Source organism: Pontibacillus sp. ABV4_188 (assembly GCF_056311905.1).
This window is the reverse complement of record NZ_CM149975.1, coordinates 1,573,000-1,589,963: the sequence shown is the minus strand read 5'-3', so window position 1 is coordinate 1,589,963 and position 16,964 is coordinate 1,573,000. Positions and strand designations below refer to the sequence as shown.

At 37.3% G+C, this 16,964-nt stretch carries 18 protein-coding genes; 4 read left to right on the top strand and 14 right to left on the bottom strand.

What is annotated here, in order from left to right:
• Positions 1 to 29: 29 nt before the first annotated feature.
• The 3 genes from ACYX4O_RS08065 to ACYX4O_RS08055 are packed head-to-tail and all read right to left on the bottom strand — an operon-like array spanning position 30 to position 3,846.
• The gene (locus ACYX4O_RS08065) at positions 30 to 878 is read right to left on the bottom strand and encodes a phytoene/squalene synthase family protein (RefSeq protein ID WP_476356187.1); all 849 of its coding nucleotides are present in this window, start codon (positions 876 to 878) and stop codon (positions 30 to 32) included.
• Complete coding sequence (locus ACYX4O_RS08060; protein WP_476356185.1) at positions 875 to 2,362, bottom strand: phytoene desaturase family protein; 1,488 nt, start codon at positions 2,360 to 2,362, stop codon at positions 875 to 877. Before ACYX4O_RS08060 ends, ACYX4O_RS08065 begins: the two co-directional genes overlap by 4 nt.
• Positions 2,359 to 3,846, bottom strand: a complete 1,488-nt coding sequence (locus ACYX4O_RS08055) for a phytoene desaturase family protein (protein ID WP_476356183.1) — start codon at positions 3,844 to 3,846, stop codon at positions 2,359 to 2,361. The genes ACYX4O_RS08060 and ACYX4O_RS08055 overlap by 4 nt, the downstream gene beginning before the upstream one ends.
• 220 nt (positions 3,847 to 4,066) lie before the next feature.
• On the opposite strand from ACYX4O_RS08055, the gene ACYX4O_RS08050 reads away from it, so the two are divergent.
• Positions 4,067 to 4,177, top strand: coding sequence for a YjcZ family sporulation protein (locus ACYX4O_RS08050; protein ID WP_476356181.1), 111 nt, complete (start codon positions 4,067 to 4,069; stop codon positions 4,175 to 4,177).
• 55 nt (positions 4,178 to 4,232) lie between these two features.
• Here ACYX4O_RS08050 and ACYX4O_RS08045 read toward each other — a convergent pair whose 3' ends face one another.
• From ACYX4O_RS08045 to ACYX4O_RS08030, 4 genes are all read right to left on the bottom strand, one after another.
• Positions 4,233 to 6,209: an EAL domain-containing protein gene (locus ACYX4O_RS08045; protein ID WP_476356179.1), complete on the bottom strand. Its 1,977-nt coding sequence runs from the start codon at positions 6,207 to 6,209 to the stop codon at positions 4,233 to 4,235.
• 49 nt (positions 6,210 to 6,258) lie between these two features.
• On the bottom strand, positions 6,259 to 7,623 hold the full coding sequence (locus tag ACYX4O_RS08040) for a TrkH family potassium uptake protein (RefSeq protein WP_476356177.1): 1,365 nt from the start codon (positions 7,621 to 7,623) through the stop codon (positions 6,259 to 6,261).
• Positions 7,624 to 8,033: 410 nt separating this feature from the next.
• Positions 8,034 to 8,471 carry a YwpF-like family protein gene (locus tag ACYX4O_RS08035; protein WP_476356175.1) on the bottom strand — a complete coding sequence of 146 codons (438 nt, stop codon included), beginning with the start codon at positions 8,469 to 8,471 and terminating at the stop codon, positions 8,034 to 8,036.
• Positions 8,472 to 8,756: 285 nt separating this feature from the next.
• The gene (locus ACYX4O_RS08030) at positions 8,757 to 9,305 is read right to left on the bottom strand and encodes an HD domain-containing protein (RefSeq protein ID WP_188655731.1); all 549 of its coding nucleotides are present in this window, start codon (positions 9,303 to 9,305) and stop codon (positions 8,757 to 8,759) included.
• A gap of 201 nt (positions 9,306 to 9,506) precedes the next feature.
• Here ACYX4O_RS08030 and ACYX4O_RS08025 point away from each other — a divergent pair, with 201 nt between their 5' ends.
• Positions 9,507 to 10,232: an SDR family NAD(P)-dependent oxidoreductase gene (locus ACYX4O_RS08025; RefSeq protein ID WP_476357050.1), complete on the top strand. Its 726-nt coding sequence runs from the start codon at positions 9,507 to 9,509 to the stop codon at positions 10,230 to 10,232.
• 134 nt (positions 10,233 to 10,366) lie between these two features.
• Positions 10,367 to 10,699 (top strand): hypothetical protein, encoded by a 333-nt coding sequence (locus ACYX4O_RS08020; protein ID WP_476356172.1) that lies wholly within the window; start codon positions 10,367 to 10,369, stop codon positions 10,697 to 10,699.
• A 128-nt stretch (positions 10,700 to 10,827) separates the two neighbouring features.
• Here ACYX4O_RS08020 and ACYX4O_RS08015 read toward each other — a convergent pair whose 3' ends face one another.
• The 4 genes from ACYX4O_RS08015 to ACYX4O_RS08000 form a co-directional block, all read right to left on the bottom strand.
• Positions 10,828 to 11,352: a hypothetical protein gene (locus ACYX4O_RS08015; protein ID WP_476356171.1), complete on the bottom strand. Its 525-nt coding sequence runs from the start codon at positions 11,350 to 11,352 to the stop codon at positions 10,828 to 10,830.
• A 611-nt stretch (positions 11,353 to 11,963) separates the two neighbouring features.
• Positions 11,964 to 12,914 carry a magnesium/cobalt transporter CorA gene (corA, locus tag ACYX4O_RS08010; protein ID WP_476356169.1) on the bottom strand — a complete coding sequence of 317 codons (951 nt, stop codon included), beginning with the start codon at positions 12,912 to 12,914 and terminating at the stop codon, positions 11,964 to 11,966.
• A gap of 16 nt (positions 12,915 to 12,930) precedes the next feature.
• A complete protein-coding gene (locus ACYX4O_RS08005) occupies positions 12,931 to 13,422 on the bottom strand; it encodes an N-acetyltransferase family protein (RefSeq protein WP_476356167.1) in 492 nt (163 codons plus the stop codon).
• A 269-nt stretch (positions 13,423 to 13,691) separates the two neighbouring features.
• On the bottom strand, positions 13,692 to 14,405 hold the full coding sequence (locus ACYX4O_RS08000; RefSeq protein WP_476356165.1) for a VOC family protein: 714 nt from the start codon (positions 14,403 to 14,405) through the stop codon (positions 13,692 to 13,694).
• A gap of 173 nt (positions 14,406 to 14,578) precedes the next feature.
• On the opposite strand from ACYX4O_RS08000, the gene ACYX4O_RS07995 reads away from it, so the two are divergent.
• Complete coding sequence (locus tag ACYX4O_RS07995) at positions 14,579 to 15,073, top strand: DUF2512 family protein (protein ID WP_476356163.1); 495 nt, start codon at positions 14,579 to 14,581, stop codon at positions 15,071 to 15,073.
• A gap of 36 nt (positions 15,074 to 15,109) precedes the next feature.
• Here ACYX4O_RS07995 and ACYX4O_RS07990 read toward each other — a convergent pair whose 3' ends face one another.
• The 3 genes from ACYX4O_RS07990 to ACYX4O_RS07980 form a co-directional block, all read right to left on the bottom strand.
• The gene (locus ACYX4O_RS07990; protein ID WP_476356161.1) at positions 15,110 to 16,027 is read right to left on the bottom strand and encodes a hypothetical protein; all 918 of its coding nucleotides are present in this window, start codon (positions 16,025 to 16,027) and stop codon (positions 15,110 to 15,112) included.
• Positions 16,028 to 16,265: 238 nt separating this feature from the next.
• Positions 16,266 to 16,565 carry a rhodanese-like domain-containing protein gene (locus ACYX4O_RS07985; protein ID WP_036781081.1) on the bottom strand — a complete coding sequence of 100 codons (300 nt, stop codon included), beginning with the start codon at positions 16,563 to 16,565 and terminating at the stop codon, positions 16,266 to 16,268.
• Positions 16,566 to 16,584: 19 nt separating this feature from the next.
• Positions 16,585 to 16,953, bottom strand: coding sequence for a rhodanese-like domain-containing protein (locus ACYX4O_RS07980; RefSeq protein WP_476356159.1), 369 nt, complete (start codon positions 16,951 to 16,953; stop codon positions 16,585 to 16,587).
• Between the last annotated feature and the right edge of the window lie 11 nt (positions 16,954 to 16,964).

Sequence of the window (16,964 nt, the reverse complement as noted above, 5' to 3'; positions counted from 1 at the left end):
ATAACAGAAGGCGTAAACCACATGGTGGTTTACGCCTTCATTAATTGGATATCAGATAATATGTTTTTTTTCATTTGATCACTAACAAAGTTACGTTCATTAAAGACTTGGTACTGATTATCTCTGATCGAAGGAAGGATTGCTCTGTAAAGGTAAGCAGCCCCTTTCACCGGCGCCCTGGAATACATTGGGTATTCATGGATGCTCATCAGCGATGACTCATAATACATTTCAGCCTTAGCGGCTAAATCTTCCCATAATTGAATAAAGGCTTCGTTTTGCTCATGATTACGTAATTCCTTATAAGAATAGCCATAAGTATCTAAGAGTGTTTTAGGGATATAAATTCGCTCTCTTTCGATATCCTCTCCTACATCTCTTAAAATGTTAGTTAACTGCATCCCTTTACCAAGGTCAATTGCACTTTGCCTTAGTTCAGATTCTTTCCCTGGCGCTAAGACAGGCAGCAACATAAGCCCCACTGTACTCGCTACTTGATAACAATAAAGAAGCAGTTCCTCTTCTGTTTCTACGATGTGAGACTCAATGTCCTTTCTCTGTCCATCTATCATTTCTTGAAAGTAGACAGGGTCCATAGAAAATGTAGAAAAAACATCCTCTAACGCAATCCACATCGGGTCATTTTCTGGTATTTCACCTTCTAAAAAGCTGTGAAAGTTCCTTTCAAATTCATCTAGTTCTGATTTAGGTGCACTTCCCTCATCTACAATGTCATCTACTTTACGACAAAAAGCGTAGATCGCCCATACGGCTCTTTTTTGCTTTTTTGGCAACAAAGAGAAGGCTTTTGAGAACGTTTTAGAATGAGTTTCTATAATCTTCTTGCAATAGGAATATGCTTCATTTATTTGTCTCAACCCTCGACCACCTCACTTACGTTGTAGTATACCATATGATGGTCCTTTAGGTAATCAGATAGGAGTTTCGCTCCTTGCATAACAATTGGTACCCCACCGCCTGGATGAATGGATGCGCCTACTGCATAAACATTGTCCACTTCATAAGGTTTAAGCTGAGGGCGAAAAACACCTGATTGGAATAGTGTAGGTGCAATTCCAAAGCTACCTCCGCCGAATAATCCTTCCCTCATTGACTCTTGAGGCGTTTTTACCTTAATCCATTCGATATGATCACGCAATCCTTCATATCCTCTAGCTTCAAGTAGATCTAATATCTTCTCAGTAAACGATTCTTTATTATTTTCCCAGTCTAATTCTTCTCCAGAAGGAACAGGTACAAGTGTATATAACACCCCTTTCCCCTCAGGTGCGAGGGAATCATCTACTAAGGAAGGGTGAAAGGTATAGATAGACGGATCATCAGGCAGCTTCTTATGTTGGAAAACATCAGACATGTGCTGGTCGAAATCATCGCTCATAATGAATTTGTGAATGGATGGTTGATCATAGTTACGATCTAATCCCATATAAACCAAGAAACAACCAGAGGACGGTGTGTAGGTACGATTAAGTTTTTTCTCTTTTGGCAAGAGGTTATCCATAATTGGAAAGTCACCATTTAATACAACATCATCAAACGATTCCCATTCTCCATTTACAACTATTCCGTCACAATGATTATTTTGTACTCCAATATGTTCTACTGAGCTATTTGCGTGTAATGTAACACCTCGGTCTGACAATTTTTGAAGCAAGATGTCTACTAAACTAGCATATCCACCTTTTAAATACCAAATTCCATGTTCATGTTCGCTGTACGAAACAAGAGAGTACAATGCAGGAGATTCTCCAGGATGACCTCCAATATAAAGGGTCTGGAGAGCGTAGGTATTTTGAAGCTGTTCACTTTTAAAATAGCTTTTCATCATTTTCTTTACATGTTGATACGCTCTAAGTTTTACGAGCATCTGAATGTTTTTAGGGGTGAAGAATTGACGCTTCTTCACAAATTGTTGTTCAAGAAAATGTTGCTGTCCCATGTGGAATCTCCACTTCATATCTTGGATAAAACGCTCAAAGCCTTCTCCATCACCAGGGAAAAGTCGTTCAATCTCTTCCTTTTGCTTTTGAATATCTCGAAATTTAAGCATTTGTTCACCATTTGTATAATCAACAGAATACAAAGGTTCACAAGCAACCAAAGGAATTTCTTCTCTAGTTAAGCCACCTTCTTCAAGAATTGAAAGAAGCATTTCTGGCAAGAGAACAATCGTAGGACCTTCATCTACTTTATATCCCTCATGCTCAACAAATTGGAGACGTCCACCGAAGTGATCTTTTTGTTCGTATAGGGTAATATCATAGCGTTCGTCTTTAGAAAGTAATAGAGCTGTAACAAGACCTCCTACTCCTCCACCTACAATACCTATCTTTCGCTTCATGCTTGTTTCACCTCCCCTGTTTCTGATAACCAATTCGCTGTAATACGTGCTGATTCTAATATTGTAGGCAACCCGCTCCCAGGATGAGTTCCTCCTCCAACAATCCAGCAATGATCTAATTCATTAAAGCGATTGTGCGGTCTGAAATACATCATCTGGGATAACTGATGACCTAAATTAAACGTTGCTCCGCGGTACACGTTGTAATCTTGTTCCCACCCTTTTGGTGTTAAGATTTTCTCTTCTTCAATCTGGTCTTCTGAAATGGTAATACCGCCTTTATCTTTTAACACATCCAAAACAAGATTTCTGAATGTGCCCTTTTCTTGTTCCCAATCAATTTCTGAGAAATTATTAGGAACGGGTGCTAAAACATAAAGGGCTGTCTTGCCTTTTGGAGCTAATGTTGGATCTGTAATGGAGGCGTTGTGAACGTATATGGATGGGTCTTCTGATAGATCAAGAGATTTGGTAACCTCTTCTACGTTCTTTCTGTAATCATCAGAAAAGATAATACTGTGATGTGGAAGATCGATCTCTCCATCAATTCCTAGGTACATCATAAAGGTCGAGCAACTGTATTTTTTCTTTTCGAGTTTCTCCCGTTTATATTTCTTTAAGTTGGATTGATCGACCAGTTGATCCATTGCTTGCGCAAAGTCCGCATTTACGATGACCTCATCTGCTTGAACTTCTTCCCCATCTTCAAGTTGGATTCCCGTTACAGATTTTCCATTAGTTATTAGTTTTGATACGCCTTTATTTAAATGAATTTGACCGCCATATTCTTGTACGACTCTGGCCATTGAATTGGAGATTTGATTCACGCCTCCAACAGGATGAAACACTCCATACTCATGCTCCATATAAGAGAGTATTGAAAATGCACCCGGGCATTCCCATGGGGACATCCCTAAATATTTGGCTTGAAACGTGAAAGCGAGTTTTAAGCGTTCATCTTTAAAATATTGAGAGAGCACTCCATGAAGAGACTTACCTAAAGCTAAATGAGGAAGTGCCTTTAACGTTCTAGGTCGCACGTAATCTATGAGTCGATGGTGCCGGTTTTGAAGCATGGGCATTAAAGCGTTCATGCGTTTTCTAGTCTCATTCATAAACCGGTGGTATCCTTCTTCACTTCCAGGGAATTGCTCACTTAATTCCGAAGTCATTCGCTCAGGGTCTCTGTACATGGTAACCTTCTGATCTTCAAATATAAGGTCATACATAGGATCAAGCTCTACCAAATCCATATAATCATGAAGATCTCGACCAGCTGCTTCGAATAACTCTTCTAATATATGTGGCATACTGAAAAACGTAGGACCTACATCAAATTGATATTCTCCTAATGTTAATTTCGCGTTTCTTCCTCCGATGACATTGTTTTTTTCAAACACCTGTACATCATATCCTTTGGCTGCTAGCAACATAGCTGAAGCTAATCCACCTGGTCCGGCACCAATTACGGCCACTTTCTTCATATTCTCACCCGCCGTTATACATTTATTGTACATTCATTATACAACCAATTCCCTCAGACCGCAATTTTAAACTGCCTTACATTAAAAGTTAGGCTTCTAATATCATAAAGTTTAATAACCATTAGGGTATCTCTCATATTCCCCAGCTAAAACTAGGCACTCGTCTATACCAAATCAGCTCGTATCACATATACATATAACTAGATAGGAGGTGATTTGGATGTATTGTTGCGGATATGGCCACGGCGGCTATGGCTACGGGGGTAGTTTTGCGTTAATTGTTGTACTATTCATCCTTTTAATCATCGTTGGTGCAGCGTTTTACTGCTAACCTCTAACAAGAAAATAAAGAAAAAGGCAGTCCTTTCTGGACTGCCTTTTTCACGCTAGACGGTTTGCTTTTGAAATATTTCATTAAGATGAGTCGGTGGAAGTGGCTTACTATAGAAGAAACCTTGCATCTCATCACACCGTTCGTTTCTAAGAAATGAAAGTTGTTCTTCTGTCTCCACCCCTTCTGCAATAACTTTCATATTTAATGAATGGGACATATGAATAATTGACTTCACAATGGCTTCGTTTTGTTTACGATTTTGAATAAATACTTTATCAATCTTCAATTTATTAACCGGAAATCTGCTTAAATATTTTAAAGAAGAGTATCCTGTGCCGAAATCGTCAATAGATACGTATACACCTAGATCCCTTAAACCTTCTAGCGTTTGAATAATATCTTCTTCATTACTCATCGCCATGCTTTCTGTTATTTCTAATTCTAGATGAGTTGGGTGAAGGCCCGTTTTGTTCAATATAGATGCCACACGTTCAACCAGATCCCTTTGATGGAATTGCTTCGCCGACAAGTTAACCCCTACAACTATTGGATCATATCCCTCTACTTGCCATTGTTTATTTTGACGACATGCTTCATACATAACCCAATCGCCAATCTCTAATATAAGGCCTGTCTTTTCAGCAAGAGGAATAAAGGTTCCTGGAGATATAAAGCCTTCTTTTGGATGATTCCAACGTAGTAAAGCCTCTACCCCTACAATTTTTCCTGTTACAATGTTCTTCTGCGGTTGATAATGGAGTTCGAATTGCCCCTCCTTAAGAGCTTTACGAAGTTCTGTCTCCATTGTCAATATTGTCTTAAAGTCCTTTGATATAGAAGCTTCAAACATTTTATAATCGTTTCTATAGTGTTCTTTAATTACGTTCATAGCTGAGTCAGCATGCTTGATTAACTCATTTGCATCTTGACCGTCTGTAGGATACAAGCTAATCCCAATACTAACAGAGGTGAATAATTCAAAATCATTAATGTGAATAGGTTCTTGGAACTGATCAATGATCTTCTGTGCTAATGCCTCTGCTTCTTCTTTCGTTTTCACATGACGTTGCAGAATAAGAAATTCATCTCCACCCATTCGTGCAAGAAATGTTTGTTCATTTTGCAAGTACTTTAAACGGCTGGCACACGATTGAAGTAATTTGTCCCCAAATACATACCCCATCGTGTCATTAATTTGCTTAAAGTAATCAATATCCATAAAGTATACCGCAAACATTTCTCCACTTGTTTGAGCCTGATTAATAACCTCCATGAGTTCTTGAAGAAAATATGTACGATTTGGTAAATTTGTTAACTCATCAAAGTAAGCCATAAATTCGATTCGCTGTTCGTTTTCAACGCGTTCTGTAATATCCCGTATGACAGCCCCTCGAAGAATCTTATTGTCATATGGATACGGATGAGCCATTACTTCGAGATATATTCGTTTACCGCTTTTGGTTACAGCTGCGATTTCATATGGTTCGTTAGGAATTATGTTTATTTTTTCCTTTAAGGCTCTCATATGTTGAGGGTCCACAATGTCAAACACACTCTTATGTATAAGCTCTTCTCTATCATAACCTAGGATTTCAGCAACCGTATCATCACTTTCTACAATAACTCCATCATCATGAAGAACAATTCCTTCAAGAGTTGAATCCATAAACTGACCGATCTGTTCCCTCAAATCTTTAATACGATCGTAAAAGGATGAACCTTGGAGTCTTAAACAATATAGCTTCCTACCCTCACAATAGAGCCCAATCACTTTCACACACAGTTGGCGCTCTGAACCGTTAATAATTTTCATCACCTTTGGTTCATCTTCATCTACTATCAATGGATTAAATTTTAAATAAGAATAGATAGAAGTTGATTGTACGTTAGAAGTATCCAGGAGCTCCTTAGCTGGTTGATTCCACTCCACTATCTCTCCATTTTCATCCACAAAAAGAAGAGCATCCTGGAGGTGATCCAGGAGCTTCTTATGGATAGGAAAAGATGAGTGATCACATGGGTTCGACATGTCTTATTCCTCCCAAAACTAAACCTCGCTGCAAACTATAGGTTATTGTCTATCCAATAATAATACGTTCTGTTGGATAGTGATAATTGCCTTTTTTCTCTTCTTTCTTAAAGGTGAATAGGAAGGACAAGATTCCAATTCTTCCTATAAACATCAGTGCCATTAAAACAACTTTGCTGACAGTCGTTAAATATGGGGTAATCCCTAAAGATAGTCCAGTAGTTCCAAATGCCGAACTCACTTCAAAGAAAATTTGGGTTAAACTAAAATCTTCAGCTATTGTTAATATGACTACAGCTACAAAGACCGAAATGGATGCAAACATTGTTACGACAACAGCCTTGATGAGATCATCATTATGCACTTCTCTTCTAAAAATACGAATCCGCTGTTGTCCCCTGGCATAAGTAAGCAAGAATATAATGACTAACGCAAACGAAGTTGTTCGTATTCCACCGCCTACACTACTCGGTGATGCTCCTATAATCATTAAAACAGACATAAAAATATGCGTTTGCTCTGTGAACATATTAACATCCATAGTAGTAAGACCAGCACTACGTGTCGTAACAGACTGAAACAGAGCATAGAACAAAACCTCATGCCATGGTTTGCCTGCAAAGAAGTAATTCGTTTCAAGCAATATAATGACTAACGTTCCTACAATTATTAAAGCAAGAAACGTAAAGGTTGTTAACTTTGTAAACAATGAAAATCGCATAAATTTTCGTTCTTCGGTAGAAGCAAACAAATGCTCTCGCACTTCAATGAGAACAGGGAATCCAATTGCCCCTAGAACAATTAATCCCATATGAATAAATTGGACGAAATAATCATCCTTGTAAGGAATAAGAGATTGCCCCGTTATATCAAATCCTGCATTTGTTGTGGCACTTATAGAGGCAAAGAAGCCTTGATAAAATGCTTCATACCAAGTGGGAAAATACTGCATAAAGTATACTCCAAGGATAATAAAACCTAAGAATTCTATGACAAATATTAAGAATAAAATTTGTTTAATTAAACGAACCATGCCTTGGAAAGTAGTTTGATTATGATCCGTCATAATTAGCCTTCGCTCTTTAAGCCCAATTTTCTTCCCTAACAAAATCCAAATCATAGTACCCAATGTCATAATGCCAATACCACCAAATTGAAGTACAAAAGCGAGTAAAAACACGCCTGTTACACTAAACGTTTCAGAGATATTTACAACACTGAGCCCCGTAACCGCCACCGCACTTACAGCAGTGAATACGAGATCAATAAATGATAACGTAACCCCCTCCTGATGAGCGACTGGAAGCCCTAACAAAATACAAGCCGTTAAGACAGCAAATCCATAGAACAGCACAATGATTTGAACGGGAGATAAATTGTTAAGCCAGCGTAAGCTATGATGCCTAATCCACATTCAAATTTCTCCTTTTCTAACAAGAATCCTTACTAAACCATCATTTTTATACCATTATACCAATACGAAAAGGAGAATTCTTTCTTTATATCGGTTCATTTGTTGATTTATAAAGGATTCCTTTTCTTTTTAGAGTATATTCTAGTTTTTACTACTTTCCTAGTTATTATAATCTAAAGGAATTAAACTTCCTTCTCCCTAAGGAAAGAGCCATTCTTATTTTAGCGTTTTTGTGTGCTACATCAAGTGTCTAAGAGTAAATTTTAATTTTCAGAACATAGGTTAGATGAAACACTTAGAGATGTGTATCAGTAAAAGGAGATAAAAGAAACCAAATCTACCCGAGCTAACTCACTAAATTCCTCACTGACAAAAAATACCCACTGATTTTAGTGGGTATCCCAGTTCATTTATACAGAGTTTTCCGCTTCAGCTTGCTCTACTCTACTTTTAAATTCTTCAAGAAGCTCCTCACCTTGATATCCCTCTTCAATTAAACGACGAAGCATATGTTCGACTTGATCCTTTTTATGGTCAACAATATTCCCCATAAAAAGTACATTGAAATGTTCGCCAATTTCATTTACATCTATTACTTTAACTAAGAACACAGCAGGGTGATTTGAACTCTTGGTAATTTTAGCTTCTAACACCATTTCCTCTTCATTCTGTCGAAGCCTTAAGAATTCTTCAATATATTGTTTGTCCAAATAAGCTTCGATAATCCAACGGTTTTGATCGTCTTCACGATTTATGATCAGCCCATCAATAAGTGGTATAGACCTTTTTTGAAAATCCTCGCCACTTTCTTTAAGGATGTTTAATTTTATTAACTTAAACGTCTTCAATAAAAGAACCCCCTTCCTTATTAAAACTTAACCCTATGTAAAACGTACAATCTATGCAAATCAATATTCTCTTACATGTAACATATCAAACATTCCGCATTATTTCCATAGACAGGTGTGTTCCTTCATAAGTCAAAACTAGAGGTCCGCCTCATATATAATAGTAACCGAGCAAGAACATTTTACTCAGCCTGCTTATTAGTTTTGCTTTGACTTCCTATCTAGTAATCATCATTAATAAATAAATAAAAAGATGCCCATAATTTAGGAGCATCTCTTGTTGTCTTAACTTGACTGTTCATTAGGAATATTTTCTTTTGCATAAACGACATCTATTTTTTGATCCAATTGATGGAGCTCCCGAATTGCTTCGCTAATCTCCATTTGTTTGTAATGGTGCATCCCTTTCGGTTGTTCATCTTTATTATCTGCCAGGGTTACTACTTCTTGTAGCGGGGTTTGTTTCCCATCTAAATGAAACGGCAGGTAAGAATCTGTATGAAGAAGGATTGCTACTGATATTTGTTTAGCAGCCACACGGTCTTCCCCTAACCTTATTAATAACTTATGGGCGCGTTCTGCCCCCTTGATGGCGTGAATATCATTTTGACGGTAGTCATCATAATCCCATTCTCCATCATTTGTGTACCATTCATAATGTCCTATGTCATGAAGAAGCGCTGCTTTAGAAGCCTGATCCACATCCACCCCTCGTTCAAGCGCAATTTCAAAAGCATAGTTTGCTGCTGTTACCGCATGATGGACCCCCGAGCGACGAAGGTACTTCCGAGTAATATGGTGTTTAAATAAATCTACTAATGTTACGTTCCTCATCGTAATCCCTCCGTATGTTTTCAGAATAATATACCACACGTTTTTTATACATACAATCCTTCTTACTATTCTTTACCTGATTGATCAACGGATAAACAAAATACCTCGTTTAAGAGAGCCTTAGTGATGGTATTATAGGAATGTAGTAGTTAGGACGAGGAGCTGAGTAATGTGGAGTATTATTTTAACAAAGATACAGTGATGATTACAGGAGCTAGTAATGGAATTGGAAAGTCTTTAGCTCATGCATATGCGAAAGAGGACGCGACTGTGATTTTGATTGATAATGATACAGGTAATGGAGAAAAGCTTGTAAATGAAATTTGTGACACAGAAGGAACAGCTACCTTTTATTTCTGTGATGTACGGGATGAATCCTCTGTGAGATCTTGTTTTGCTTCGATTTTAGAAGATGGATACTCTCCTACTATATTAATTAATAATGCAGGGGTGAGTCGTTTTACGAACTTCTTCGATATGTCTTTATCTGAATGGGATGATGTTCAAGCTACGAACTTAAGAAGCGTCTTTTTACTGTCTCAGGTTACTGCAACGTATTGGAGAGACAATGGGATTCATGGAAGAATTGTAAACATGGCTTCTACAAGAGCAATGATGGCAGAGCCACATTCTGAAGCATACGGGGCATCAAAAGGAGGTATAGTAGCATTAACCTATACGTTAGCGATGTCTCTTAGTGATTATCAAATTAGAGTAAATGCGATTAGTCCAGGATGGATCCAAACAACACATTATGATGAACTTCGGGATATTGACCATAATCAACACCCATCTAAACGAGTTGGTCACCCAACTGATATCTCGAAAGCTTGTTTTTATCTAACTGATAAAGATAATACATTCGTAAATGGAGAAAATCTTGTTGTTGACGGTGGAATGACAAGAAAAATGATATATGAACACTAACAGAACTCGGACATTTTGAGTTCTGTTTTTAGTTTGGATCTATTACAAGTTAAGGGGGGCCCGCAAAGCTTTTTACGTTTCATTAATGAGAAGGAGGGTATTTGATATGTAAGAAAAGAAAAAAACAAGTAGAGGTGAAAACCTTGGAGCAGCTCACATCGTACCAAGTACAATTCAAAAAACAAATTGATATGGAAGAAGTCATGAACATTCATCATTTCATAGTAGATAGTTCTTATGATTTATACTTATACCAAGACCATTTGATTGCAGACGTTCGCAATCTTCCTAAATTATTGTCTTTCTTTTTTTATTATAATACAGATCGTCCTTTGGTCATGATTATTGATGGGAAAGACGTACAGTATGCCTACCAACAAATCATGAACATTTGCAAGGAACCTATTGAGAATTGTGTTGTACGTCGATTTCATGAGGCTAATCGTGATCAGACTATTTTGGTCTAACGAAAAAGTCTTCCAAACATTCAATTAATGAAACACTACATTATTCTTAAAAAAAGACCAATAAAAACTTAAAAGGTACAGGATCTGCTTTATCTTCATAGATAGAGCAGATCCTGTACCTTTTTTCGCTAATGATTATGAGAACGTTCTAACCCTGCAGAAGTTATAGGTAATAATTCAATGAATACCGCTGCAGCAAGCATAAATAATGCAATTCCAATGGGTTTGTACAACCATCTAATTAGAGGATGCGAAACTCCTAAGTCATATATTAATAGCGTGCCAAACGCTATTGTACTCAAGGTCATTACTTTAAATAGCGTATGCCACTCTGAATCAGGAAGCATCCCACTTAACATCCCTCCCATCATCCCGCCCATAACCGCATGCATACTGGTATGTATAAACCGTTCAGAATTTGGATGCTGAAAAAGGAACGGGAGAAGCAACCCTATGCCCGATGCTATTCCCATAGAAATTAATAAATTTTGAGTTAAAAAGTATATCGTCATGCCGTAATAGACACTGGCAAACATAACAACCGCATGAACAATTCGCTCTTTATTTTCTTTCTTACTTCTTCGATGTAAAACGGATAAAACACAAACTCCAAGGATTATGATCATCCAAACGATTCCCAAAGCCACGTTCATCCTTGTCCCTCCCCCCTCATTATTATATGAGAGCACAATAGGAAACATGTCCATGACCATCTATATCATAGGACGAACTTCTGTATGCGTATAATACTTTAACGAAAGACAGAAAGAAGGGATCCTTATGGATTGGAAATTATATGCTTTTTTACTTGGTACCACCGTGAGTGAACATTGGTACTACACAAGAATCCCTAAAGTCTATTATTTTTCCATGAAAAACAAGAGCGTCTAACTTACTTATCCTTTTAGAGCATGCAGTGCACTAGATAAACATCGCTGTATCCACGTCGATTTTAATTTATGCTTCATCGGATCAGGTTGGAGCATTACTTTCTCCGGTTTCCTCTTGTCTATAAGATGACGGATTTCCATTTCTGTCAAGATCACAAAGACCACTTCCTTAATTAGAATTACCATCTTTAGCTTCGATGGTAATTCTAATTATAAGGAGGTGAAACATTCTTTTTAACGGCACAAGGCATGAATCATTCTCATACGGCGGACTGAAATGTTTCTCCTCCCATAGACGAAAGCCACAACTCTAATAATGAAGATTACTGAAAAAAAGCATGTCCTCCATGATGGGAGGACATGCTTTTTTATTGTTAATCAAACCAACCTTTCCGCTTAAACCATAGAAACATGATAACCGCTATCACAAACATGATTAATAAAACTACGAAATAAGCGTACCTTTCATCTAATTCAGGCATATAGGAAAAGTTCATTCCATACACACCTACAATGAAGGTTAAAGGCATAAAAATCGTTGATATTACCGTTAGGATTTGCATTGTCCGATTCGTTTCATGTGAATTTAAAGACATATAACTGTCCCTGATATCTTGAGTCATTTCTCGATTTGATTCAATCAGCTCAGATACTTTCAAAAGATGGTCATAAATATCTGAAAAATACTCTTTCCTTTCTCGCACTCCATCAAGCCTATGAGAACTCAAGATCCTATACATTAAGTCCCTCATAGGATGGACTGTTTGACGCATTGTTAATAAATCTGCCCTTGTATCAAATAATTGCTCTAGTAAGGTTTCCATAGATAATTCTTTTGTATTATCTTCTATATCATTGATATGATCCTCAATAGCATAGACAATTGGGAAATAATTATCGACTACCTTATCAAATATCTGATGAAGCACATGAAATTCATCCCAAACGTTAAATGAACGTTCTCTTAAAAGTCTATTCCAAACTTGTTCAAGCTCAGGACAAACTTGCTTGTGATAAGTAACAATGTACCCATCTCCATTAAACAAATCCACTTCTTCTTTTTCAAGGGTTTTTGCATTAAGGGCATGCATGACGAAAAAAGTGTGTTCATCATAATAATCAAGCTTCGGTCGTTGTAAATTATGTATACAATCTTCAATTGCCAAAGGGTGAAATTGAAAGACTGTATCCAATTTTTGCGTTTCACTAGGTGTTGGTTCTGAAAAATCCACCCAGTACCACATAATTCCTTCCTCAGCTAACTTCTCTAAAGGCAAATCTTTATGTAATTGCTGGTCTTTTGTGATCGCTATAGTTCTGATCATAGTGACCTTTCCTCTCCTAATCGATTCCTATCCACTGATATAATTTCACATTTTGCCATTCATCAAACTTATTTCCGACTTCTTTTAATGTACCTACATGAGAAAATTGATATTTTTCATGCAATCGTTCACTTGCCTCGTTCCCTTCTGTAATAAGTGAAATAATAGAATGGAATTGATAATCCCTTGCTTTTTCCAACAATGCCTTCATTAGACCATGACCAATTCCATAACCTCTATACTTCCGATTCACATATAAAGAAAGTTCTGCAGTCGTTTGATAGGCAAGTTTGTCATTGTAAGGAGATAAATAACCATATCCCGCTACCTCCTCTTCCCATTCTGCAACAAGAATAGGATAGACTCCATGAAGGTTCTCAAACCACTTTTCTTTATCAACCAGAGACTTCTCCTCTAGGTCAAAAATGGCTGTAGTATGAATAATTGCCTCGTTCTCAATTTCTTTAATAAAGGGTAGATCCTTTGCTTCTGCGTTTCTTATCCACATCTATTGGTCACCTGCCTTTTGTTCATCTTATCACAGCAGGTTAAAAATTAAGACCCTAAATCCGATATGGTTACTATTCCTATGGCCCTGTTAATGTTTAGAACAATAGTAAACTTTAACAGAGCCCTTCCTATGAATGTTTCTACTTACGTGAACACCAAATTTTAATAGGGTTTTATTCCCTGGGAAATCTGACATTGTACATGCGAGTTAACTATTGATCTTTTCATAAACAAAAAAAGGAGCTAATCTGATTAGCTCCCTTTTTATTATGAGATCAATTGCACTTGAATTTTGTGTCCTTCTTGGTCTTTAAAATAAAACGTTTCCCCAGGAGTCCCTTCTTCAATTTCTACGCCTGACTCTTGAAGAGATTTAAAGTCCTCTTCAAGGTTTGTGGAGCCTAAGGTAAATGGATGCTCAATCACGTTATGAAGATCACTTGGGATCTCAACGAGGGTAATCCCTAAATGATCAAGGGTTAATGCTCGCATTTCTCCATACATCGGCGTATGGAAAGAAAAGTCATATAACTGATCCACGTTCAAATGAGTCTTATACCATAATGATGCATCCTCTAAGCTTTTTACAGGAAGAAAATATCCTCCTAATTTTGTGATAGAATTCTTTGCTTTTGCTTCTTCTTCCCATCCTACAATGCCAATTTGTATGTTATTTGGATCAGTCACCTCGTAACAAAGCATGTCAAAGAAATCATCAATGTCTGTTAATTTAGCCCCTTTCAAAAATAAATCTCTATGTAAATATTGCGGTTCGTACACATTAATGTTGAAAGGGCTAAACGGATATTCTTGTGTCACGTTACTTTTATAAAAAACTAAATCTGCACCTTCGGCAAATGAAATGGTTACTTCTTCTTGATTACCTTTAGCCTCTAGCTGCAAATGATCTTTATACCATTCCTTTGTTTCTTGTAGGTTCTTACACGGAATCCGTATTGAGTTCAGTTGTTTTATTGCCATATTATTCACCTCTCCAGTTTTCTTACCCACATTTTCACTTGATAAACCGTATAAATGAAGAATTCAATTTTACTGAATTTTATAACAATTATACACTCTCTTAAGATAAAAGAAAACCACTCCAGAAATGAATCGTATATTACGGATGTCTTTCGAAAAAACTATAGGTGGAGGTGTTCAAACTGGAACATATTAAAGCACTTGGGATCAAGTGGGTTATTTTAATTGCTGCTGTCTTCCCAATCTATGGGGTAATTGCCGGGGCTTCCTTAGTAAATGTTTTTCTTATCACATTTGTATTACTTGGAGTAACTTATGTAATCGGAGATTTATTTATATTAAAGCGATTTGGGCTTATAATAACGTCAATCGCAGACCTTGCCTTAACGTTTAGTATCCTCTATTTATTTGGAAACGTGATTAACGGAATAACTACACAAACTATACTTCCTGCTATTGCAGGAGCTGGATTCATTGTTGCTTTTGAAACGTTCTTTCACATTTATATGGAAAATCGCGTTTTGCAACTTGGACCACATGTGTATGACAAACGCCGCCAACTATTGGTTCCAAAAAAATTACGTGTAGAAGCATCTAAAGAATTATTCCCATATGAAGCACAGCGAAAAGAAGCGCAAGAAGAAGATACTCACCGGCCAGAAGAATAAGCAGCCAGTCTTTACCTGGCTGCTATTTCTTATGGTTTAACCTCCATACTCCAGCATAAAAATCTCTTCATTCGTCACCTTTATTTGTCCTTTATTCACCTCTTGAATTCTTTCACTGTGAACGACGTGGTCTACCTTTGTTTCCTGCTTTGTGGCTGATACCCACCCTTTTTTATTTAACTCTTTATAAGACAACATTCGATCACTAAGTATGGTTCCTTCACCCTCATAAGAAGTTGCTTCCTCATTTGAAGTGAAAATATATTTCTGATCTACAATAAAAGTGACAAAATGATCGCTTTGTGAAATTTCTATGGGGATATTGGTATTTCCAACCTCCGGAACATGGTTGTTACTAATTGGTTCATAAGAGAATGAAATTTCCTCCTTCGTTGGAGGTAACCAATACGTTTCCTCTACTTCTTCTGCTAAAGTCGGTCCACCAGATATATGTGTATCATGTAGACATGTGTCCACGATATGTCTGAATGTAAAGGCCTTGTCTTCAACAAAATCTAAGTATGGCTGAATCCACATGTCTGGATTAAGGAGAAGAATTTCAGCTTCACTTATAATCATATAAGAAAGATGTCCTGTACTTGGTCGTATAAACTGGTAGACTTCCCCTCCATCTGTTAGCTCACCTACTTGCACCGATTCAATATACATTGCCCAATCCTTCATACCGCCTTTAACATAATACATTTCAATGTCTAGTTGTTGCTCCAGTGTAGTACCTTGGTCAAGTGAAGACGCTTCATCTTCCCCTAGGAGAATGACTCCGAGTTCTTTATTCACAATTCGTTTATCGTTGATACCTTCTTCAATACTAAGCATCTCTACTGGAAAAGATAACTCTTTTGAGTATGTTTTGTTACGAGCATCAATCAATACAAATGGCCGCCCTTCCCGACATCGCTTAAACAATTGACGCGGAGATAATGATTGAACCATAGTACCCCTCCCTATTTACTTTTGGTCTTCTTATTTTGGCAGTGGTAATCATTTCTATACTAAAATGTCTCAACTTAAAGCTTTCCATATAGGGGGACTTATAAGGAGGGTGTGAATCTATCCATTTACCGATACTTGTTTAATATAGACACTAAAAAAAGCGAAACCCTATAGGGTTCCGCTTTAGCTTGAAATTCTTCATTAAATTATGAGGCACCTTATGAAAAAAGGGACTTACTTATTTATCAACGCTGCCTTCCCAAGCTAGCATGCCGCCATCCATGTTGATGACATTGTAGCCATTCTCTTCTAGGAACGCTGTAGCTTTACCACTACGACCTCCAGAGCGACAAACCATAACGTATTCTGTATCTTTGTCTAACTCATCTTTACGCTCATCAAGAGAACCAAGAGGAATATGCTTTGCTCCTGGAATTTTCCCTTCTTCAACCTCTTCAGGTTCACGTACGTCAACGATATTAATTGTTTCGTTACCTTCTACTTTTTTACGAACTTCTTCTGGTGTAATGTTTTTCATTCGTAATTCCTCCTTCATATTAGTTCCAGGCGTTTATACCGCCACGAATATTTGTAATGTGTGTAAACCCTTGTTTTTTTAACAAACGAGCGGCCGCCATACTGCGTGACCCACTTTGACATAGTAACACGACTTCTCTAGACGAATCCAACTCACTTGAGGCTAATTTCAAGGATTGTAGCGGGATATTGTTGAATCCCTTGATTTGGTTTCTATTATACTCCCCAGGGGTACGAACATCAATGAATTGATCTGACTTCTTTTTGTTTCGCAATTTCTCTTTAGCTTCTTTTGGAGAAATCTGTTCCACACCCTTTGGTGGGATTATAGTTTTAACGATAAAATAGATGGCTATTCCAACTAACAATACTGTTATAGTTGTATCCAAAGAATCCTCCC